This window comes from Sphingomonas alpina, from assembly GCF_014490665.1.
GTDB lineage: Bacteria > Pseudomonadota > Alphaproteobacteria > Sphingomonadales > Sphingomonadaceae > Sphingomonas > Sphingomonas alpina.
In genome coordinates, this window is sequence record NZ_CP061038.1 from 4,678,247 (window position 1) to 4,694,025 (window position 15,779).

Annotated in this window: 18 protein-coding genes; 1 reads left to right on the forward strand and 17 read right to left on the reverse strand. The window is 66.0% G+C overall.

The features are described 5' to 3' along the window. Positions 1–17: 17 nt before the first annotated feature. The 16 genes from H3Z74_RS22000 to H3Z74_RS22075 form a co-directional block, all read right to left on the reverse strand. The gene (locus tag H3Z74_RS22000) at positions 18–1,145 is read right to left on the reverse strand and encodes an EscU/YscU/HrcU family type III secretion system export apparatus switch protein (protein WP_187761624.1); all 1,128 of its coding nucleotides are present in this window, start codon (positions 1,143–1,145) and stop codon (positions 18–20) included. Then, positions 1,145–1,924: a flagellar biosynthetic protein FliR gene (fliR, locus tag H3Z74_RS22005; protein ID WP_187761625.1), complete on the reverse strand. Its 780-nt coding sequence runs from the start codon at positions 1,922–1,924 to the stop codon at positions 1,145–1,147. The genes H3Z74_RS22000 and fliR overlap by 1 nt, the downstream gene beginning before the upstream one ends. Beyond that, on the reverse strand, positions 1,921–2,190 hold the full coding sequence (fliQ, locus tag H3Z74_RS22010) for a flagellar biosynthesis protein FliQ (protein ID WP_187761626.1): 270 nt from the start codon (positions 2,188–2,190) through the stop codon (positions 1,921–1,923). Before fliQ ends, fliR begins: the two co-directional genes overlap by 4 nt. Positions 2,191–2,287: 97 nt before the next feature. Then, positions 2,288–3,157, reverse strand: coding sequence for a flagellar type III secretion system pore protein FliP (fliP, locus tag H3Z74_RS22015; RefSeq protein ID WP_187761627.1), 870 nt, complete (start codon positions 3,155–3,157; stop codon positions 2,288–2,290). Then, positions 3,154–3,408, reverse strand: a complete 255-nt coding sequence (locus H3Z74_RS22020; protein WP_229726730.1) for a flagellar biosynthetic protein FliO — start codon at positions 3,406–3,408, stop codon at positions 3,154–3,156. The genes fliP and H3Z74_RS22020 overlap by 4 nt, the downstream gene beginning before the upstream one ends. Positions 3,409–3,417: 9 nt before the next feature. Beyond that, positions 3,418–3,708 carry a flagellar motor switch protein FliN gene (fliN, locus tag H3Z74_RS22025; protein ID WP_187761628.1) on the reverse strand — a complete coding sequence of 97 codons (291 nt, stop codon included), beginning with the start codon at positions 3,706–3,708 and terminating at the stop codon, positions 3,418–3,420. Further along, positions 3,705–4,655 (reverse strand): flagellar motor switch protein FliM, encoded by a 951-nt coding sequence (locus tag H3Z74_RS22030; protein WP_187761629.1) that lies wholly within the window; start codon positions 4,653–4,655, stop codon positions 3,705–3,707. The genes fliN and H3Z74_RS22030 overlap by 4 nt, the downstream gene beginning before the upstream one ends. A gap of 6 nt (positions 4,656–4,661) precedes the next feature. Continuing rightward, entirely contained in the window at positions 4,662–5,273 is a 612-nt protein-coding gene (locus H3Z74_RS22035; protein ID WP_187761630.1) for a flagellar basal body-associated FliL family protein, read from the reverse strand. A 17-nt stretch (positions 5,274–5,290) separates the two neighbouring features. After that, complete coding sequence (locus H3Z74_RS22040; RefSeq protein ID WP_187761631.1) at positions 5,291–6,409, reverse strand: flagellar hook-length control protein FliK; 1,119 nt, start codon at positions 6,407–6,409, stop codon at positions 5,291–5,293. Positions 6,410–6,467: 58 nt separating this feature from the next. Beyond that, positions 6,468–6,887, reverse strand: coding sequence for a hypothetical protein (locus tag H3Z74_RS22045; protein WP_187761632.1), 420 nt, complete (start codon positions 6,885–6,887; stop codon positions 6,468–6,470). Position 6,888: 1 nt separating this feature from the next. Then, complete coding sequence (locus H3Z74_RS22050; protein WP_187761633.1) at positions 6,889–8,217, reverse strand: FliI/YscN family ATPase; 1,329 nt, start codon at positions 8,215–8,217, stop codon at positions 6,889–6,891. Then, entirely contained in the window at positions 8,211–8,939 is a 729-nt protein-coding gene (locus tag H3Z74_RS22055) for a FliH/SctL family protein (protein ID WP_187761634.1), read from the reverse strand. The genes H3Z74_RS22050 and H3Z74_RS22055 overlap by 7 nt, the downstream gene beginning before the upstream one ends. Further along, positions 8,932–9,939: a flagellar motor switch protein FliG gene (gene fliG / locus H3Z74_RS22060; RefSeq protein WP_187761635.1), complete on the reverse strand. Its 1,008-nt coding sequence runs from the start codon at positions 9,937–9,939 to the stop codon at positions 8,932–8,934. Before fliG ends, H3Z74_RS22055 begins: the two co-directional genes overlap by 8 nt. Then, on the reverse strand, positions 9,936–11,621 hold the full coding sequence (gene fliF, locus H3Z74_RS22065) for a flagellar basal-body MS-ring/collar protein FliF (RefSeq protein ID WP_187761636.1): 1,686 nt from the start codon (positions 11,619–11,621) through the stop codon (positions 9,936–9,938). The genes fliG and fliF overlap by 4 nt, the downstream gene beginning before the upstream one ends. 3 nt (positions 11,622–11,624) lie before the next feature. Then, on the reverse strand, positions 11,625–11,987 hold the full coding sequence (fliE, locus tag H3Z74_RS22070; RefSeq protein ID WP_187761637.1) for a flagellar hook-basal body complex protein FliE: 363 nt from the start codon (positions 11,985–11,987) through the stop codon (positions 11,625–11,627). Further along, the gene (locus H3Z74_RS22075; protein WP_187761638.1) at positions 11,984–13,261 is read right to left on the reverse strand and encodes a sigma-54 interaction domain-containing protein; all 1,278 of its coding nucleotides are present in this window, start codon (positions 13,259–13,261) and stop codon (positions 11,984–11,986) included. Before H3Z74_RS22075 ends, fliE begins: the two co-directional genes overlap by 4 nt. Before the next feature lie 307 nt (positions 13,262–13,568). On the opposite strand from H3Z74_RS22075, the gene H3Z74_RS22080 reads away from it, so the two are divergent. Then, the gene (locus tag H3Z74_RS22080) at positions 13,569–14,387 is read left to right on the forward strand and encodes a flagellin N-terminal helical domain-containing protein (RefSeq protein WP_187761639.1); all 819 of its coding nucleotides are present in this window, start codon (positions 13,569–13,571) and stop codon (positions 14,385–14,387) included. A 121-nt stretch (positions 14,388–14,508) separates the two neighbouring features. On the opposite strand, the gene H3Z74_RS22085 is transcribed toward H3Z74_RS22080, so the two are convergent. Further along, positions 14,509–15,684, reverse strand: a complete 1,176-nt coding sequence (locus H3Z74_RS22085) for an MFS transporter (protein ID WP_187761640.1) — start codon at positions 15,682–15,684, stop codon at positions 14,509–14,511. Positions 15,685–15,779 lie beyond the last annotated feature (95 nt).

Sequence of the window (15,779 nt, forward strand, 5' to 3'; positions counted from 1 at the left end):
CCGAAGCCGGTGATTCTTTAGTCCTGCTTGACCCCGTTTTCATCGAATCGCGCGGTTGGCGGCACCGCGACGGGCGGCGCACTGCCGCCGGCCGCGACATTGACGCCGAACACAAAGGCCAGGATCGTCGCGATCGCGAGATACAGGTCGTCGCGGACCTCCTGCCCCTCGCGGCTGGTGTAATAGACCGCGCGTGCGATCGCGGGATATTCCAGCACCGGCACCTTGTTGTCGGCGGCGATCTCGCGGATCGCCAGCGCCATCGCGCCGCGTCCCTTGGCGACCACCACCGGCACCTGGTCGTTGTCGCGATCGTAGCGCAGCGCGACCGCGAAATGCGTCGGGTTGGTCAGCACGACATGTGCCTCGGCCACGGCCTTGCGTGTGCCGCGCCGCATCATCTCGCGCTGGCGCTGGCGGATCGCGCCCTTCGCTTCGGGTGATCCTTCGCTTTCCTTATGCTCGTCCTTCACCGCCTGTTTGGTCATGCGCAATTTGTTGAGCAGGCGGATCAGCTGAATCGGTACGTCGATGCCGGCAATGATCAGCAACCCGGCCGCCATCGCGAACAATATGCCCATCAGCGTGCCGCCGAGCGTGCTGGTCGCGGCTTCGATATCGGACGAAACCAGCCCGATCATCATCTTCGACGACGACCACAGCATATAGCTGCCGATCGCGCCGAGCAGGATGATCTTGAGCAGGGACTTGCCGAGCTCGATCCAGCCCTGCGGCCCGAAGATGCGCTTGAGCCCCGATGCCGGGTTGATCCGTCCCGCCTTGGGCGCGAGCAGCTTGCCGTTGAAGTTGAGCGAGCCGAGCCCGAGCTGGCTGAGGATCGCCGCGCCGAGCGTGATGACGAACAGCGAGATCAGCGACGGCGCGAGCTTCCAGCCCGATGCCATGATTGGGCGGAACGGTTCGAAATCGTCGACATCGCCACGTCCGAACTGGAAGCTTGAGGTCATCACCGCCTTGCACGCGGCGACCAATGAGGGGCCGAACAGGGCGAGCCAGCCACAGCCGGCCAGCACCACCAACGCCGTCGCGAATTCGCGCGAGCGGAGAATGTCGCCCTGTTCGACCGCATCGCGTTTCCGCTTGGCGGTTGGCGCTTCTGTCTTGTCGCCGAACTCCTCAGCCATCAGCCGAGCACCAGGTTCTGGGTCGCGGCAAGCGCCTCGCGGATGATGACGAGCATGTAATCGCCCATCGCCGGGAAGGCCATCGCCAGCGCGATGACGCCGACCGCGAGGCTGGCGGGCAGGCCGACCGCGAACAGGTTGAGCGCCGGCGCCGAGCGCGACAGCATGCCGACGACGAGGTTGAGGCACAGCAGCAGGAAGCCGACCGGCAAAGCGAGCAACAGCCCGGCAAGGAAGGTATAGCCGCCGAAAAAGGCGATGCCCTTCAATTGCTCGGCGCCCATCCATGCCGCGCCGACCGGCATCACATCATAGCTTTTGACGATCATCTCGACGAGCACGAGGTGCCCGTTGACCGACAGGAACAGCAAGGTGAGCATGATCGAGAAGAACTGGCCGAGCGCCGGGCTCGACCGGCCGTTCTGCGGGTCGATCGCATTGGCGAAGCCGATGCCCATCGAAATGCCGATCACTTCGCTTGCCAGCATCGGGGCGGCAAAGGCGATCTGCAGTACGAACCCCATCGCCAGCCCGACCAGCGCCTCGGCGGCGATGGCAAGGATCGTTGCGGCGGAAAAGACCTGCGCGGGCGGCACCACCTGATGCGTCGCGAGGACGAGGAAACCGATCGCGCCCGACAGGGTCACGCGCACCATCACCGGCACGGACACCGCGCCGAACACCGGTGCCGCGATGAACGCCGCGCCGATCCGCACCATGACGAAGACCAGAGCCCAGAGCTGCGGCTCGATCGAAAGGCCGAAACCGAGCACGCTCATCGCACGAGATCGGGAATCCGCTCGAAGATGCCGATCGTGAAATCGCTCAGCAGCCCGAGGATCATGCTGCCGAACACCAGGATCGAGATCGCGACGACGATCAGCTTGGGCACGAACGACAAGGTCTGCTCGTTGATCGATGTCGCCGCCTGGATCATGCCGAGAATCAGCCCCGCGAGTAAAGCCGGGATCAGGATCGGTGCCGCGGCGAGCGCCAGCACCCACATCGTCTCGTTCGCGACGGTGAGGAAATATTGCGCGTCCATCAGCGACGAACTCCGTTCGGGCTGAGCCTGTCGAAGCCTATGCGCTTACCCTTCGACAAGCTCAGGGTGAACGGCTGTTGCATGCGGGCCATCGTCGCTAACTCACGAAACTGTTGGCGAGCGATCCCATCGTCAGTGCCCATCCATCGACGAGCACGAACAGCAGCAGTTTGAAGGGCAGCGAGATGATCGTCGGCGACAGCATCATCATGCCGAGCGACATCAGCACGGTCGCGACGACCAGGTCGATGACGATGAAGGGCAGGAAGATCAGGAAGCCGATCTGGAACGCGGTCTTCAACTCGCTGGTCACGAACGACGGCAGCAGGACCGAGAAAGGGATGTCGGCGGGTTTGGCATAGGGGCCGGTCTTGGCGATGCCGGAGAACATGGTGATGTCCTTCACCCGCGTCTGCTTGACCATGAAGTCGTGCAGCGGGACGCCGGCGGTCTTGATCATCTCGGTCGCGCCGATCTTGCCTTCGGAATAGGGCTGGATCGCGGTGGTGTTCATGGTGTTGATCACCGGCGCCATGATGAAGAAGCTAAGGAACAGCGACAGGCCGATCAGCACCTGGTTGGGCGGGGTCTGTTGCAGGCCGAGCGCCTGGCGCAGGATCGCGAGCACGATGATGATCCGCGTGAAGCTGGTCATCATCAGCAGGATGCCGGGCAGGATCGACAGCAGCCCCATGATGATGAGGACTTGCAGGCTGAGCGCCATCGGCGCGTCGCCGCCGCCGAGATCGCCGAGCGCGCGGTCGATCGCGTCGCCGGCCCCTGGAGTGGCGGGCGGCGTGACGGCCGGCACGACCTGCGCGAACGCCGGATGCGCGATGAGCAGCGCGAAGACGATGCCGAGCATGACCAGCAGGATCTTGCCGCCCATGCCCATGCCCTTCGGCTGCGCGTTGCGGAACAGCGTCGGGCCATCCTGACGGACGCGGCGGATCACGGGACCGCTCATTTCGGTTCGATCTTGTCGATCAGGTTGACGCCGCCGCGACCGACCGAGACGAGCAGCTTGCGTCCCTCGAATTCGAGCACCGCCATGCGCAGGCCGGGGGAGATCATCATCGTCTCCTGCACCTTGAGCATGCGGTTGGCGGGCTGGCCCGGCATGCGCGACTCAAGCTTGCGCCACAGATAGAGGCAGCCGATCATCAGGCCGCAGACGAGTGGCAGCAGCACGACGAGCTTCAGAATATAGGACCACATCATGATCGGTCAGGTCCGCTTCTCGGGGGAAACCAGTTCGGTCATGCGCACGCCGAAGCGGTCGCCGACCGTGACCACTTCGCCGCGGCCGATCAGCGTGCCGTTGACCAGCACATCGAGCAGCTCATTGGCCTGGCGATCGAGCTCGATGACGCTCGACTCGCCGAGCGCGAGCAACTCGCGCAGGGTCAGCTGGGTCGAGCCGATCTCCACGGTCAGCTTGACGTCGACATCCTGCAGCAGCCGGAAATTGGCGGCGAGCGAGGCGTCGACCGGGACTCCACCGGTCATGTCGTTCATTGGAAATCCTCGAGTTCACGGGTGATCGAATTGAGCTTGATCGCGGCCTTGCCGTTCGACGTGCCGACGGTGCCGAAGCCGAGCCGGTCGCCGCCGACCATCACCGGCACTTCCGCGCCGAAGCTGATCGGGATGACGTCGCCGGGCTTCAGGTCCATCAGCAGGTTGAGCGAGACCATCGGTTCGGCCAGGACCGAGCGGACCGGGAATTTCACGCCCATCACGGCGCGGGTCAGGCCGGTGCGCCAGGCGGGGTCGGGGGCAGCCGTCTTGGCGTGCACCTTGCCGGTCAGCGACGGCGTATGCGGCTTCAGCGCGGCGACCGGATAGACCAGATCGAGGAACACCGGCTTGGCGTTGCCCGACCCGATGCCGAACCGGGTCACGACGACGGGATCGTCGCTTTCCAGTCCTTGAATCAGCGCCGGGTTCGCCTCGACATGCGCCGGAACGAAATCGATCCGCGCGAGCGGTTCCCAGGCGGTCCTGAGCGGTGCGGCGAGCATGGTGCCGAGCCGCCCGATCATCGCTTCGGCGGCGGGTGTGAATTCGACCGGGAGCTCGTGCACGGCGCCGGTGCCACCGAAGAACAGGTCGAGCAGTTCCATCACGAATCGCCCGTCGAGCACGGCGAGCATATTGCCGGTGGCCGGCGCACCGGCGGTCGTCATGGCGAGCGGCAGCCAGGCGGTCAGTCCGTCGGGACGCTCGGCGCGGTAATCGGCGAAGCGCTGCACCACCAGAGGTTCGGCGAAGACGCGCACTTCACGACGCAGCAGCGGCTCGAACACGCCGCGCAGCGACCGCGCGAGGCGCGCGGACAGATGCTGCAGCGTGTGCAGGTCGCCGAACGGATTGATGTTCGCGACCCCGAGCGTGGCGTGATCCGCCTGCTGCCGGGGCCGTTCCCGCCGATCCGTCGTATTTGGTGAAGCGTCGTTAACCATCGACGTTCACTGAACAACAAAATTGGTAAAGTAGACGTTACCAACGCCGCCAAAACCTTCTTTTTCCTTCAGCGTGTCGTTGATCGCCTTGGCCAGCCGGCGCTGCAATTGGGTCTTGCCCTCGACCGTGAAGACCTGTTCCTCCGACGTATCGCCGAGCGTCATCAGGATTGCGGAGCGCACCGCAATCTCGTTGGTTTTCAGGTTGTCGATGACCGTGTCGTCATAGGGCGTAGAGATGGCAATGCCGACCTGGACGAAATGGACGCTGTCCTGGAGGTTGGAGGTGAACTCCTTTTCCATCGCATAATAATTGGACGCGAACTTCTCGCCGCCGGAACCTTTGGGCGGCGCCTTGCCATGGCTTTCGCCGCTTCCGCCTTCACCCTCACCGGCCGCTCCGCCGCCGCGCTTCTGTTCGCTCTTCGGGACCAGCTTGGGGCCGCTCGCTGCGCTTTCGGCATGCGCGCCGCCGCCGAACAGGCCCGAATTCGAGGCATAAAGCCCCGCGCCGACTCCGCCGCCGACCAGCACGAGCAAGCCGATACCGAGCATCAGCTTCTTCATCAGTCCGCCCTTTTTCTTGGGCGCTTTCACATCTTCTGCGGGGTCGCTCATATTCCTGTTCCTTCAGTTCAAGCGATGCGTTGATCGGTGGTGGTTTCGGTGTCGCCATCCGTTGCTGCGCGAGCCGGGGCGGCCGGCAGGATCGGTACGGGCGGGTGCGGCTGGCGCCCGGCGCCGGTGCCGCCGCCATCGACGCTTGATTGCGCGATGCGCACGCCGCGCGCCTCGGCCAGTTCGGAGAGGCGTGGCTGCGCATCGCTCAGCAGCGTGCGGGTCGCGGCGCTTTCGGCGGTGAAATGGACATGCAGCGTGTCGCCATGCTTGCGCACCGCGATATCGACCGCGCCGAGCGCATCGGGAACGAGCCTGATCCGCGTATCACGCGAATCGGCATCGTCGCGCAGCACTTCGATGCGATCGATCATGGCCTGCAATCCGGCATCCTGGCGCAGGTCCAGCGGCGCACGCTGCGCGTCGCCGGCCGGCTGCACGACCGGGCGATGCGTCGCCTCGGTCACCGCGCCGAGGGCTGTGGCAAGGGTGGCGGTCGTCACCGGACGATCATCCTCGCCGGCGGCACGCTGGCGATGGCTGGCGGCGAGGATCGCCGCGGCAAAGGCCTGGCTGGCGGGTTGCGCAGCCGGAACGGGTGGCTGCGCGGCTGGCGTTCCCGCCGCCAATACCGGCGCGTCGCGGCTTGTCGCCGCTTTGCCGGCCACGGGCTGGACCGGCTGCGGTTCGGCCTCGACCGGCACCAGCCCGGAGATGTCGATCACCGGCTTGCCCGGAATCGCTGGAGCGGCTCCTGCCGGCTGTCCTCCAGCCGGAAGCTGGGTCATTTCCGCCAGCGCAGGATCCGCCGCGACCACAAGGCCGGGGAGCGCCGCGTTGATCGCAAATTGGGGTGCCACGCCGGGCAGCGGGATGACCTGCGTCACAGGGAGTGGTTGCGGCGGGGTGACCGGCAGCCAGATCAGGGTCGGATCGATCGCGGTACCGGCATCGTCAGGCAAGGCTTCGCCGCCGGCGGCAAGATCCTGCCGCTTTGCGGGGAGTCCCGGCAATGCCGGATCGTCCGGCGGTGCCCCGTCCCCAGCCTTCAGAAAATCGGCAAGCGCAACCGTAAACGCACTCGGATCACCGCCGGAACCGGCGGCTTTCGGCGCCTTTTCGGGCGGCTTTGCCAAAACTGTAGAAAACTCGATCATCCATTTACCCCGGTCGGCAACATCAGCCGCCGGGCGATCAGCAAGGATCGTGCCGGATTTTCCTGACCGACGGCGCGCTTTCCATCGCGCGGATCGCCTTGACCGCTGCTTCGGCGTCGGCGCGGGCGAGCAGTTTCTCGATCGCACTCTGGTCGCGCTTGGCTTCGCGTGAGGCTTCGGCGGCGCGTTCGACACCACGCTCGGCGATGCGCAGCCGTTGCTCGGCCGCCTCGGCCGATTGCTGCAGCCGATCGCGAAAATGCGCCGCGGCGATCATCGAAAAGGCGTGCCCGCCGCTCGCGGACGGGGCGATATCTTCGGCCAGCTGGGCGATGCGGTTGCGCAACGTCACTTCGCTCACGACGCGCTCATTGGCGCGCGCTTCCTCGGCCCGCACCAGCCCGAGCTGGAGTGTGCGGACGCGCAGGATCCGGTCGAGCTTTCGCGCCTGCGCCATCTCAATCGGCGCCGAACACGCCGACCAGTTCCTCGGTCGCATCGCTCAGCGACACGGTTTCGTCCGGATCCTGGCGGATATATTCCATCACCGCCGGATGGCAGGCGATCGCGGCATCGATCGCCGGGTCGGCGCCGGAGCGATAGGCCCCCATCAGCACCAGGTCGCGATTCTCTTCATAGGTGGCGAGATGCCGGCGCAGCACGCGCGCTGCATTGGCGTGCGGCTTGCCGACGATGTCGGTCATCACCCGGCTGACCGAGGGCCCGATATCGATCGCGGGATAGACGCCGCGCTCGGCGAGCTGGCGCGACAGCACGATATGCCCATCGAGGATGGAGCGGGCCGAATCGACCACGGGGTCGTTGCCGTCGTCGCCGTCGGCGAGCACGGTATAGATCGCGGTGATCGATCCGCCGCTCGACACGCAGGTGCCGGCACGTTCGATCAGATTGGGCAGCATGGCGATCGCGCTGGGCGGATAGCCGCGCGCGCTGGCCGGTTCGCCCAGCGCCAGGCCGATCTCGCGGCCGGCATGGGCGACGCGAGTCAGGCTGTCCATGATCAGCAGCACCTTCTTGCCCTCGGCGCGGAACGCTTCGGCAATGGCATGGGTGCGCAGCGCGCCGCGGATGCGCAGCACGGGGGAATGATTGGCAGGGACCGCCACGACCACCGAACGCGCACGCGCTTCGCCCGCCACCTTGGTCTCGAGAAAGTCGGCGACTTCGCGGCTGCGCTCGCCGATCAGTCCGATGACGATGACATCGGCTTGCGCGGCGCGCACGATCATGCCGAGCAGCACCGATTTGCCGACACCGGAGCCGGCCATGATGCCGATACGCTGGCCCTGGCCGATGGTGAGCAACCCGTTGATCGCGCGCACCCCGACATCCATTGGCTGCAATACGCGGCCCCGGTCGAGCGGGCTTTGCAGCTTGCCGCCGATCGGCCAGCGCCCGGCGCCGCGAATCGGGCCGAGCCCGTCGATCGGCTTGCCCGCCCCATCGACAACCCGGCCAAGCAGGGCCGCGCCGACCTCGGCTTCACCGGGAGGGCCAAGCGGCCGGACCGGCGATTGCGGGAGCAAGGGCGCAGGGCCGCCGAGATTCATCAGCAAGGTGCGGCCATTGCGGAAACCGATCACTTCGGCCTCGACACCCGCGTCCCTGGCGCCGACCTGACACACCGTGCCGACCGGCAGCTGCAGGCCGACTGCTTCCATCAACAGGCCGTCGAACGAGGCGAGGCGTCCCGATACCTTGGGTTGTGGCGCGAAGTTCGGCACCCCAAGCGATTCGAGATAGTCGGACGTGAAGCGGTTCAACATGCAGGCGGCACCGCGACGCGATCGATCGCAAGCGCGAGCTGTTCCAACCAGAGTTCCGGGCCGTCCTCGACGATGGTCGAGGCGGATTCGAGCACGAAGCTGCCGCGTGCGATCGCGGTGTCACCGACCGCGAACACGCTGCGCGGCAATTTATCTTCGAGCAGCGCGACATCGTCGGGATGGACGCGCAGCAACGCCGATTCGGCACTGTCGGCAAGGATTTCGGCGGCCGCGTCGATCCGCCCGGCAAGGATATCGGGCGCAATGCCGACCTCGCCGACGATCCGGGTCACCAGGAAGAGCACGGTCTGGCGCAACTGGCGCGCCATATGTTCGCGATCGAGCCGGTCGTCCGCCCGGAGCGCTTCGCCAAGCCGGGCGAGCAGCGCGCGGTCGCGCTCACCCGCTTCACCCGCTTCGGCCAGTGCCGCGGCGATTCCTTCGGCATAGCCCGCGGAATGCGCGGTCACGATCGGATCGACGAAGCCCGACGGCGTGCCGGTGTCGAACGGGTCCCAGCCCTCGGTCGGGTTGGTGTCGGGATCGGCGGGCTCGAAATGCCTGGGATTGACCTGGGGCGAGAAATGCACCGGACCCGAGGGCTTGGCGCGCGCGCGCAGGTCGGAGGGGAAGAATCCCTCATCAGGCATCGAGAATGCCTGGTGCAGCACCTGGGCCGCGGCATTGTGGCGGGCGGAGAAGCCGGGGGCGAAATCAGACATAATCGTCCTCGCCGCCGCCCATCATGATCGTGCCGTCCTTGGCCAGGTTGCGCGCAATCTGGATGATCACCTTCTGCGCCTCGAGCACTTCGCTGAGCTTCATCGGGCCGCGCGCTTCCATCTCGTCGCGAATGCCGTCGGCGGCGCGGCTCGACATGCACCCGAGGAAGCGGCCACGGACGCTTTCGTCCACGCCCTTCAAGGCGCGAGTGAGGATGTCGCCGTCGATGTTCCGGATCAGCGTGCCCAGATTCTTGTCGTCGAGTTCAAGCAGATTGTCGAACACGAACATCGCCTCTTCGATCGCCTTGGCCACCTCGCGGTCGATCTTGAACAGTTTCGGCATGACGCGCTGCTCGGTCGCCTTGCGCCCACTCGACAGGATCTTCGCTGCGTCGCGCGTCCCGCCCAAGGTCAGACCGGCGGATTGTTTGGCCGATCCGGCGCGGCCGGCGAGCATCGTGGTCAGCGTTTCGATCGCCTCGGGCGTGATCGGGCCGAGCCGCGCGATGCGGTGGAGGATATCGGGCTGTACAGAATCGGGCAGCAATTCGAGCACCTGCGCGCCGACATTGGGGTCGAGATTGGCGATCAGCACCGCTGCAATCTGCGGATGTTCCTTCTCGATCATGGCGGCGATCTCGCCCGCGTCGAGCCAGTCGAGCAGGTCGATCTGGCACGCATCCTCGGTCGGGATGATGCGCGCGAGCACGCTGTCGGCTTTTTCCTGGCCGAGTGCGCGGTGCATCACCGCCTCGATCTGCGGGCGCGGATCGAATGAGATGCCGGTGCGCTCGCGCGCCTTCCCGACGAAATCGTCGAGCACGAATTCGACCTCGCTCTCGCTGACATCGGCGACGGCGAACATCGCCTTGCCGAGCTGGCGAACCTCTTCGGGGTCGAGCTTCTGCAGGATGGCGGCGGCTTCCTCCTCGCCGACCAGCATCATCAGGACCGCGGCGCGCTCGACGCCGCTATAGTTGCGAAAGGGTGCGGTCATGACTTGATCATATCCCTGACGGCGAGCGCGGCGCGCGCCGGATTGTCGCGGGTGAAGCCGCGCACCATGCCGATACGGTCGTCGTAATTCTGTGCGCCGGCGATCGCGTCGATGCTGACCGGCGGACCGGGCTGTGGCTGGCCGCTCGCGTTGAGATTGCCGAGATCGCGGCCTAGCGCCATGCGCGGCGTCGCATCGTCGCGCTTCTTCATCAGCGCGCGGGCGAGCGGACGGACGCCGAGCATCAGCACGAGCAGCGCAATGACGATCGCGGTGACGTTGCGGGCGACCACCGGCAGCCAGCCGGCATCATACCAGGGCTGCTTGTCCTCGACCGTTGCGGCGCCGGCGAATTTGCGGCTGATCACCGTCACCTGGTCACCGCGTGCCTGGCTATAGCCGACGGCGGTCTGGACCAGCTGCGTGATCTGCTGGATCTCGACCGGGCTGCGCGGCTTGCTCCCCTCTACGTCGCGCAGCAATACGGCGACCGACAGTCGGGTGATCGCCCCCGGCGCGGTGCGGCTGACCGACACTTCCTTGCCCAGGTCATAGGCGCGGGCGAACTGGTCGCTCTGCTTGACTGGCTCGGCTGGTGTCGTTGCGGCACCTGCCGGTGGTGCGCCCGGCGTTGCACCGGCCTTGGCGGCGGCCGCCGCATCGGCAGCGGGCGACGTGATCGTCGAGGGCGGCGGCGCGGTGTTGGACAGTGCCCCCGGGATGCCGCCGGGTTGGGCGGCATCGCCCTTCTGGTTGCCGGTCCAATTGCCTTGTTCGGCGCGCAGTGCACCCTGCTTGTCATAGCTTTCGCGTGTCGCCTGGGTCTCGTTCAGGTCGACATCGGTCTGCACTTCGGTAGTGAAATTGCCGGCGCCGACCAGCGGCGTCAGCAGCTGGACGATCTGGGCGCGATATTTGTCCTCGACGCGGCGCTGAAACGCGATGCGTTCATCGCTGGCGATGCCCAGCGCGCTGCGGTCGGATGCCTTGGTGAGCAGTCCGCCCATCTGGTCGACGATCGTGACCGCATCGGATTTCATCCCCGGTACCGAGGAGGCGACGAGGTTGATGATCGATGCGACCTGCGAATCCGCCAGGCTGCGCCCGGCCTGGAGCTTGAGGATCACCGATGCCGATGGCGCGGCATTGTCGCGGATGAATACCGATGCCTCGGGCGTGGCAAGATGGACGCGCGCTTCGGCGACCGAATCGATTTCTTCGATCGACCGGGCAAGTTCGGTCTCGCGCGCCTGGCGCAGGCGTTCACCCTCGACGGCGCGGCTGACACCCATCGGCAACTGGTCGAGAATCGCGTAACCGCCCGGCGTCGCCTTGGGCAGGCCCTGACCCGCAAGCAGGATACGGGCGCGGGAATAATCATCCTCGTCGACGGTCAGCGCACCCGAGCCATTGTCGATGCGGCTGGTGATATTGGCCTGGTCGAGCGCCTGAGTGACCGCGCCCTTGTCGGCGTCGCTGAGCTGCGCGAACAGCGTTTTCTGCGGTGCGGTGCTGAACGACATCCACGCCAGTGCGGCGGCGGCGATCAGGCCGACCATCAAAACCATGGGCAGGCTGCGGCGTACCGCGGGCTGGGCGAGCAGACCGGAGATCTGCTGCAACGGGTTGGCGAAGCGCTCGGGGAGCGCGCTGCCTGGCTGCGGGGTGAGGGCGTTGCTCATGGTTTATACCGGCATGCTCATGATGTCCTTATAGGCGGACAGGAGTTTGTTGCGGACCTGCAGGGTCGCCTCGAAGCCGACCGAGGCCTGCTGGCGGGCGAGCATCACCTTGGCGATGTCGATCGTCTCGCCGCGCTCATAGGCGGCGGAGAGTTCACCGGCCTTGGCCTGGCCTTCGTTGACGCTCTTCAGCGCGTCTTCCATCGTCGCGGCGAAGCTGGCCGGCTTCGTCTCGGTCGCGCCGGAGGGCGCGCCGGCCGAGGTGTTGGCGCGCTGCAGCGCCTGGTTGCGTTCGAGGATCTGCGCGCGGAGCGCCATCACCCGGTCGATGCCCGTTGCACCGCCGACGCCGCCGACCGCGCTCATGCCGATGCTGCCTGGTTGGAGATGCGGGTGATGTCGTCACCCTGTTCGCGCGCCTTGGCGAGACGATAGCGCAGGGTGCGCTCCGAAATGCCGAGCCGCTTCGCGGTCTCGATCCGGCTGCCGCCGCACGCGGCGAGTGTTTCGCGGATCGCCTGAAATTCGTGCATCTGGACGATATTGCCCAAGGTCGATGGCGCCGGTTGATCGTTCGCGGCGCGCTGGACCAGCGGGGTCGGCGCGCGGTCGAACACGATATGCTCAGGCGAAATCGTGTCGCCGGCCGCGAACAGCAGAGCGCGCTGGATGACGTTTTCGAGCTCGCGCACATTGCCGGGCCAGTCGTGACGGACCAGCGCATCGATCGCCGCGGCATCGGGCCAGGGCACGGTAGTGCGGTTGCCGGCATGGCGCAGGATCATCGTCGCGGCGAGCGACGGAATGTCCTGGCGGCGCTCGTTGAGCGGCTTGGTGCTGAGCGGGAAGACCGACAGGCGGTAATAGAGATCGGCGCGGAAACGGCCTTCTGCGACTTCGGTTTGCAGGTCGCGGTTGGCGCAGGCGATGACGCGCACGTCGATCGCCTCGGGTGTCGAGGCGCCAATCGGCACCACTTCGCGCTCTTGCAGCGCCCGAAGCAGTTTGGCCTGTAGCTGGATCGGCATCTCGGCGATCTCGTCGAGCAGCAGCGTGCCGCCATTGGCGGCGCGGAAAAAGCCTTCACCGCCCGAGGAGGCACCAGTGAAGGCACCCTTCTGATGGCCGAACAGCAACGCCTCGAGCATCGTCTCGGGCAGTGCCGCGCAGTTGATCGCGATGAACGGGCCGTCACGACGGTCGGACGAGAGGTGGATATGACGTGCGAGCACTTCCTTGCCCGTGCCGGTCGGGCCGTTGATCAACACGGTGATGTCGGCGGCGGCAACGCGTTCGGCGAGCGCGTAAAGGGCGAGGCTCTCGGGGTCCGCGGCGGTCGGCGTTTCCGCGCCGGCGATCAGCGCGCGAACAAAGCCATTGCCGACGGCGGCATCTTCGGGGGCGAAGGCGATCCGGGCCGGGCTGCCGTCGCGCGACGGCATGACATAACGGCCATTCTCGCCGACGATCACGGTGCGCGCCGGGGCGGGTGGCGTTTCGCCGTCGGCAACCAGGAATAGATCGCCGGGCTGCGGGCGGCCATCCTCGAACGACCGGACCGCGAAGCCCTGCGCGCGCAATGACGAGACCAAGGCATATTTCTGCCGCAGCACCGCAGCTGATGGAACGATCGACCGCATGGATTTCCCCCTTCGAGTAAGGAGGCAATGGCCTGTGGATGGTAAACGACGCGTTAAACATGTTGCCGGGCGGCAAAATATTTCCGCACCGATTTGGGCTCTATATGCACCCAAGGGCTTCACCTTCATATTTTGCAGGCAGATCCTGGGTCTGCGGCAACCGCCTGCCGCACCTGCCGGCGCTATTTTCGAGGATGGTTTGCGAAAGTGCTTAATCCCGTCGGCAACCGGTCGTTTTACTCTGTGACGGCTCAGCCCTCCGCTAGGGGGCGGCGGGGATCGTCAGAGTCATAACGGAGATTTTGACATGACTGTTATCGGAACCAATATCGGTTCGCTGCGCGCTTCGAACGCGTCGACGGCCGCAAACGTAAACCTGCAGCAGAGCATCGAGCGCCTGTCGACCGGCAAGCGCATCAACTCGGCCAAGGACGACGCTGCCGGCCTCGCCATCGCATCGTCGATGACGTCGCAGATCCGCGGCATGAACCAGGCCGTCCGCAATGCGAACGACGGCATGTCGATGGCGCAGACGGCTGAAGGCGCACTCGGCGAAGTCACCAACATGCTGCAGCGCGTCCGCGAGCTCGCGGTTCAGTCGGCTTCGGGCACTTACTCGGATGACGACCGCACCAACCTGCAGACCGAAGTCACCGAACTGACGAAGCAGATCGCCGACATCGTCTCGAAGACCGAGTTCAACGGCGTGAAGCTGTTCGACGGTACGGCGGGTACGGCTGGCGTCGTGTCGATCCAGACCGGTGCGAATTCGGGCGATACCGTTGATCTCGCTCTGAGTGCGGTCACCCTGACCGGCGTCGCCACGGCGACTGTCGCGACCTCGACTGGCGCCAATGCGGCACTGGCCACGGTCGATACCGCACTCGACACTGTCTCGACCAAGCGTGCATCGCTTGGTGCGTCGCAGAACCGCCTGCAGTCGGTGGTCAACAACCTGACGTCCAACGTCACGAACCTGACCGACGCGCGCAGCCGGATCGAAGACGCCGACTTCTCGGCCGAAACGACCAACCTCGCCAAGGCCCAGATCCTGAGCCAGGCATCGACCGCGATGCTTGCCCAGGCAAACCAGAGCCAGCAGGGCGTGTTGTCGCTGCTGCGTTAAGTTAACGGCTACGGCGCCGGCACCGCCCCCTATAGGGTGTCGGCGCCGACCGGGCTCCTCCCGGAAACGGGTGGAGCAACTGAAAACCCCGGTGGTCGCAAGACCGCCGGGGTTTTTGGCATCAGGTCGTGCAGGGGACGGGCTTGGCGGTGGAGATGCTCTGGCCTCTAGTCGCGATCGCCAGGGCGAGCGCCGAACCGGCGACGATTGCGCCGGCGATCGACACGGCGACATAGCCCAGGCCGAGGCTGATCACGGCGCCGCCGATCGCGGCACCCAGCGCATTGCCGAGATTGAAGGCGCCGATGTTCATCGCACTGGCCAGATTGGGTGCGTCCGATGCGGCCGCCATCACCCGCATCTGCAGCGGCGGCACCAGGGCGAAGGTCGCGACGCCCCAGGCGAAGATCGACAGCGCGGCCGGCACCGGCCAGTGCATCGTGACCGCGAACAGCAGCAGCAAAGCGGTCAGCGCGCTCAGCACGATGAGCAAGGTGCCGTCGATCGAGCGGTCGGCATAGCGCCCGCCGAGCCAGTTCCCGACGGTCAGGCCGATGCCGTACACCATGAGCATGGCGGTGATGAAGGCGACCGAGGCATGCGTCTCTTCGCGCAGGATCGGTGAGATATAGGTGAATACGGTGAACATGGCGCCCGATCCGATCACCGTCAGGGCAAGTGCGGTCAGCACCTGGGGACGGCGCAGGACACGCAGTTCGGCGCGCATGTCCGCTGCCTCGGAGACTTTCGCATAGGGCACCGCGAACCACAAAGCCGCCATCGCCAGGACGCCGAGGCCGGCAATACCGAAAAAGGCAGTGCGCCATCCGGCGACTTCGCCGACCCAGGATGCGGCCGGCACGCCGGCGACATTGGCGATGGTCAGGCCCATGAACATCGCCGCGACCGCGCCGGCGCGCTTATTGTCCGGAACGACACTCGCCGCGACGATCGATCCGACGCCGAAGAATGCGCCATGCGTCATCGAGGTGATGATCCGCGCCGCCATCAGCATCGCATAGCCATCGGCCACAGCGGAGAGCAGGTTGCCGAGGGTGAAGATGCCCATCAGCGCGATCAGCAGAGTCTTGCGCGGCACCCGCGTCGTGGTCAGCGTCATCAGCGGCGCGCACAACAGCACGCCAAGCGCATAGGCGCTGACCAGCAGGCCGGCGACCGGAATCGACACGCCCAGATCGGTCGCCATGATCGACAGCAGGCCCATCGGCGCGAACTCGGTCACACCAATGCCGAAAGCGCCGATCGCCAGCGCGAGAATGGGTGGATTGATCTTCATGTTGGAAGGCTCCCTGATACCGGGCACATATGGCGGTTCGGCCATCCATGCTGTAGTGCGCCGGTACGGCAAGCATCTGTGAATGAGGCGCACAA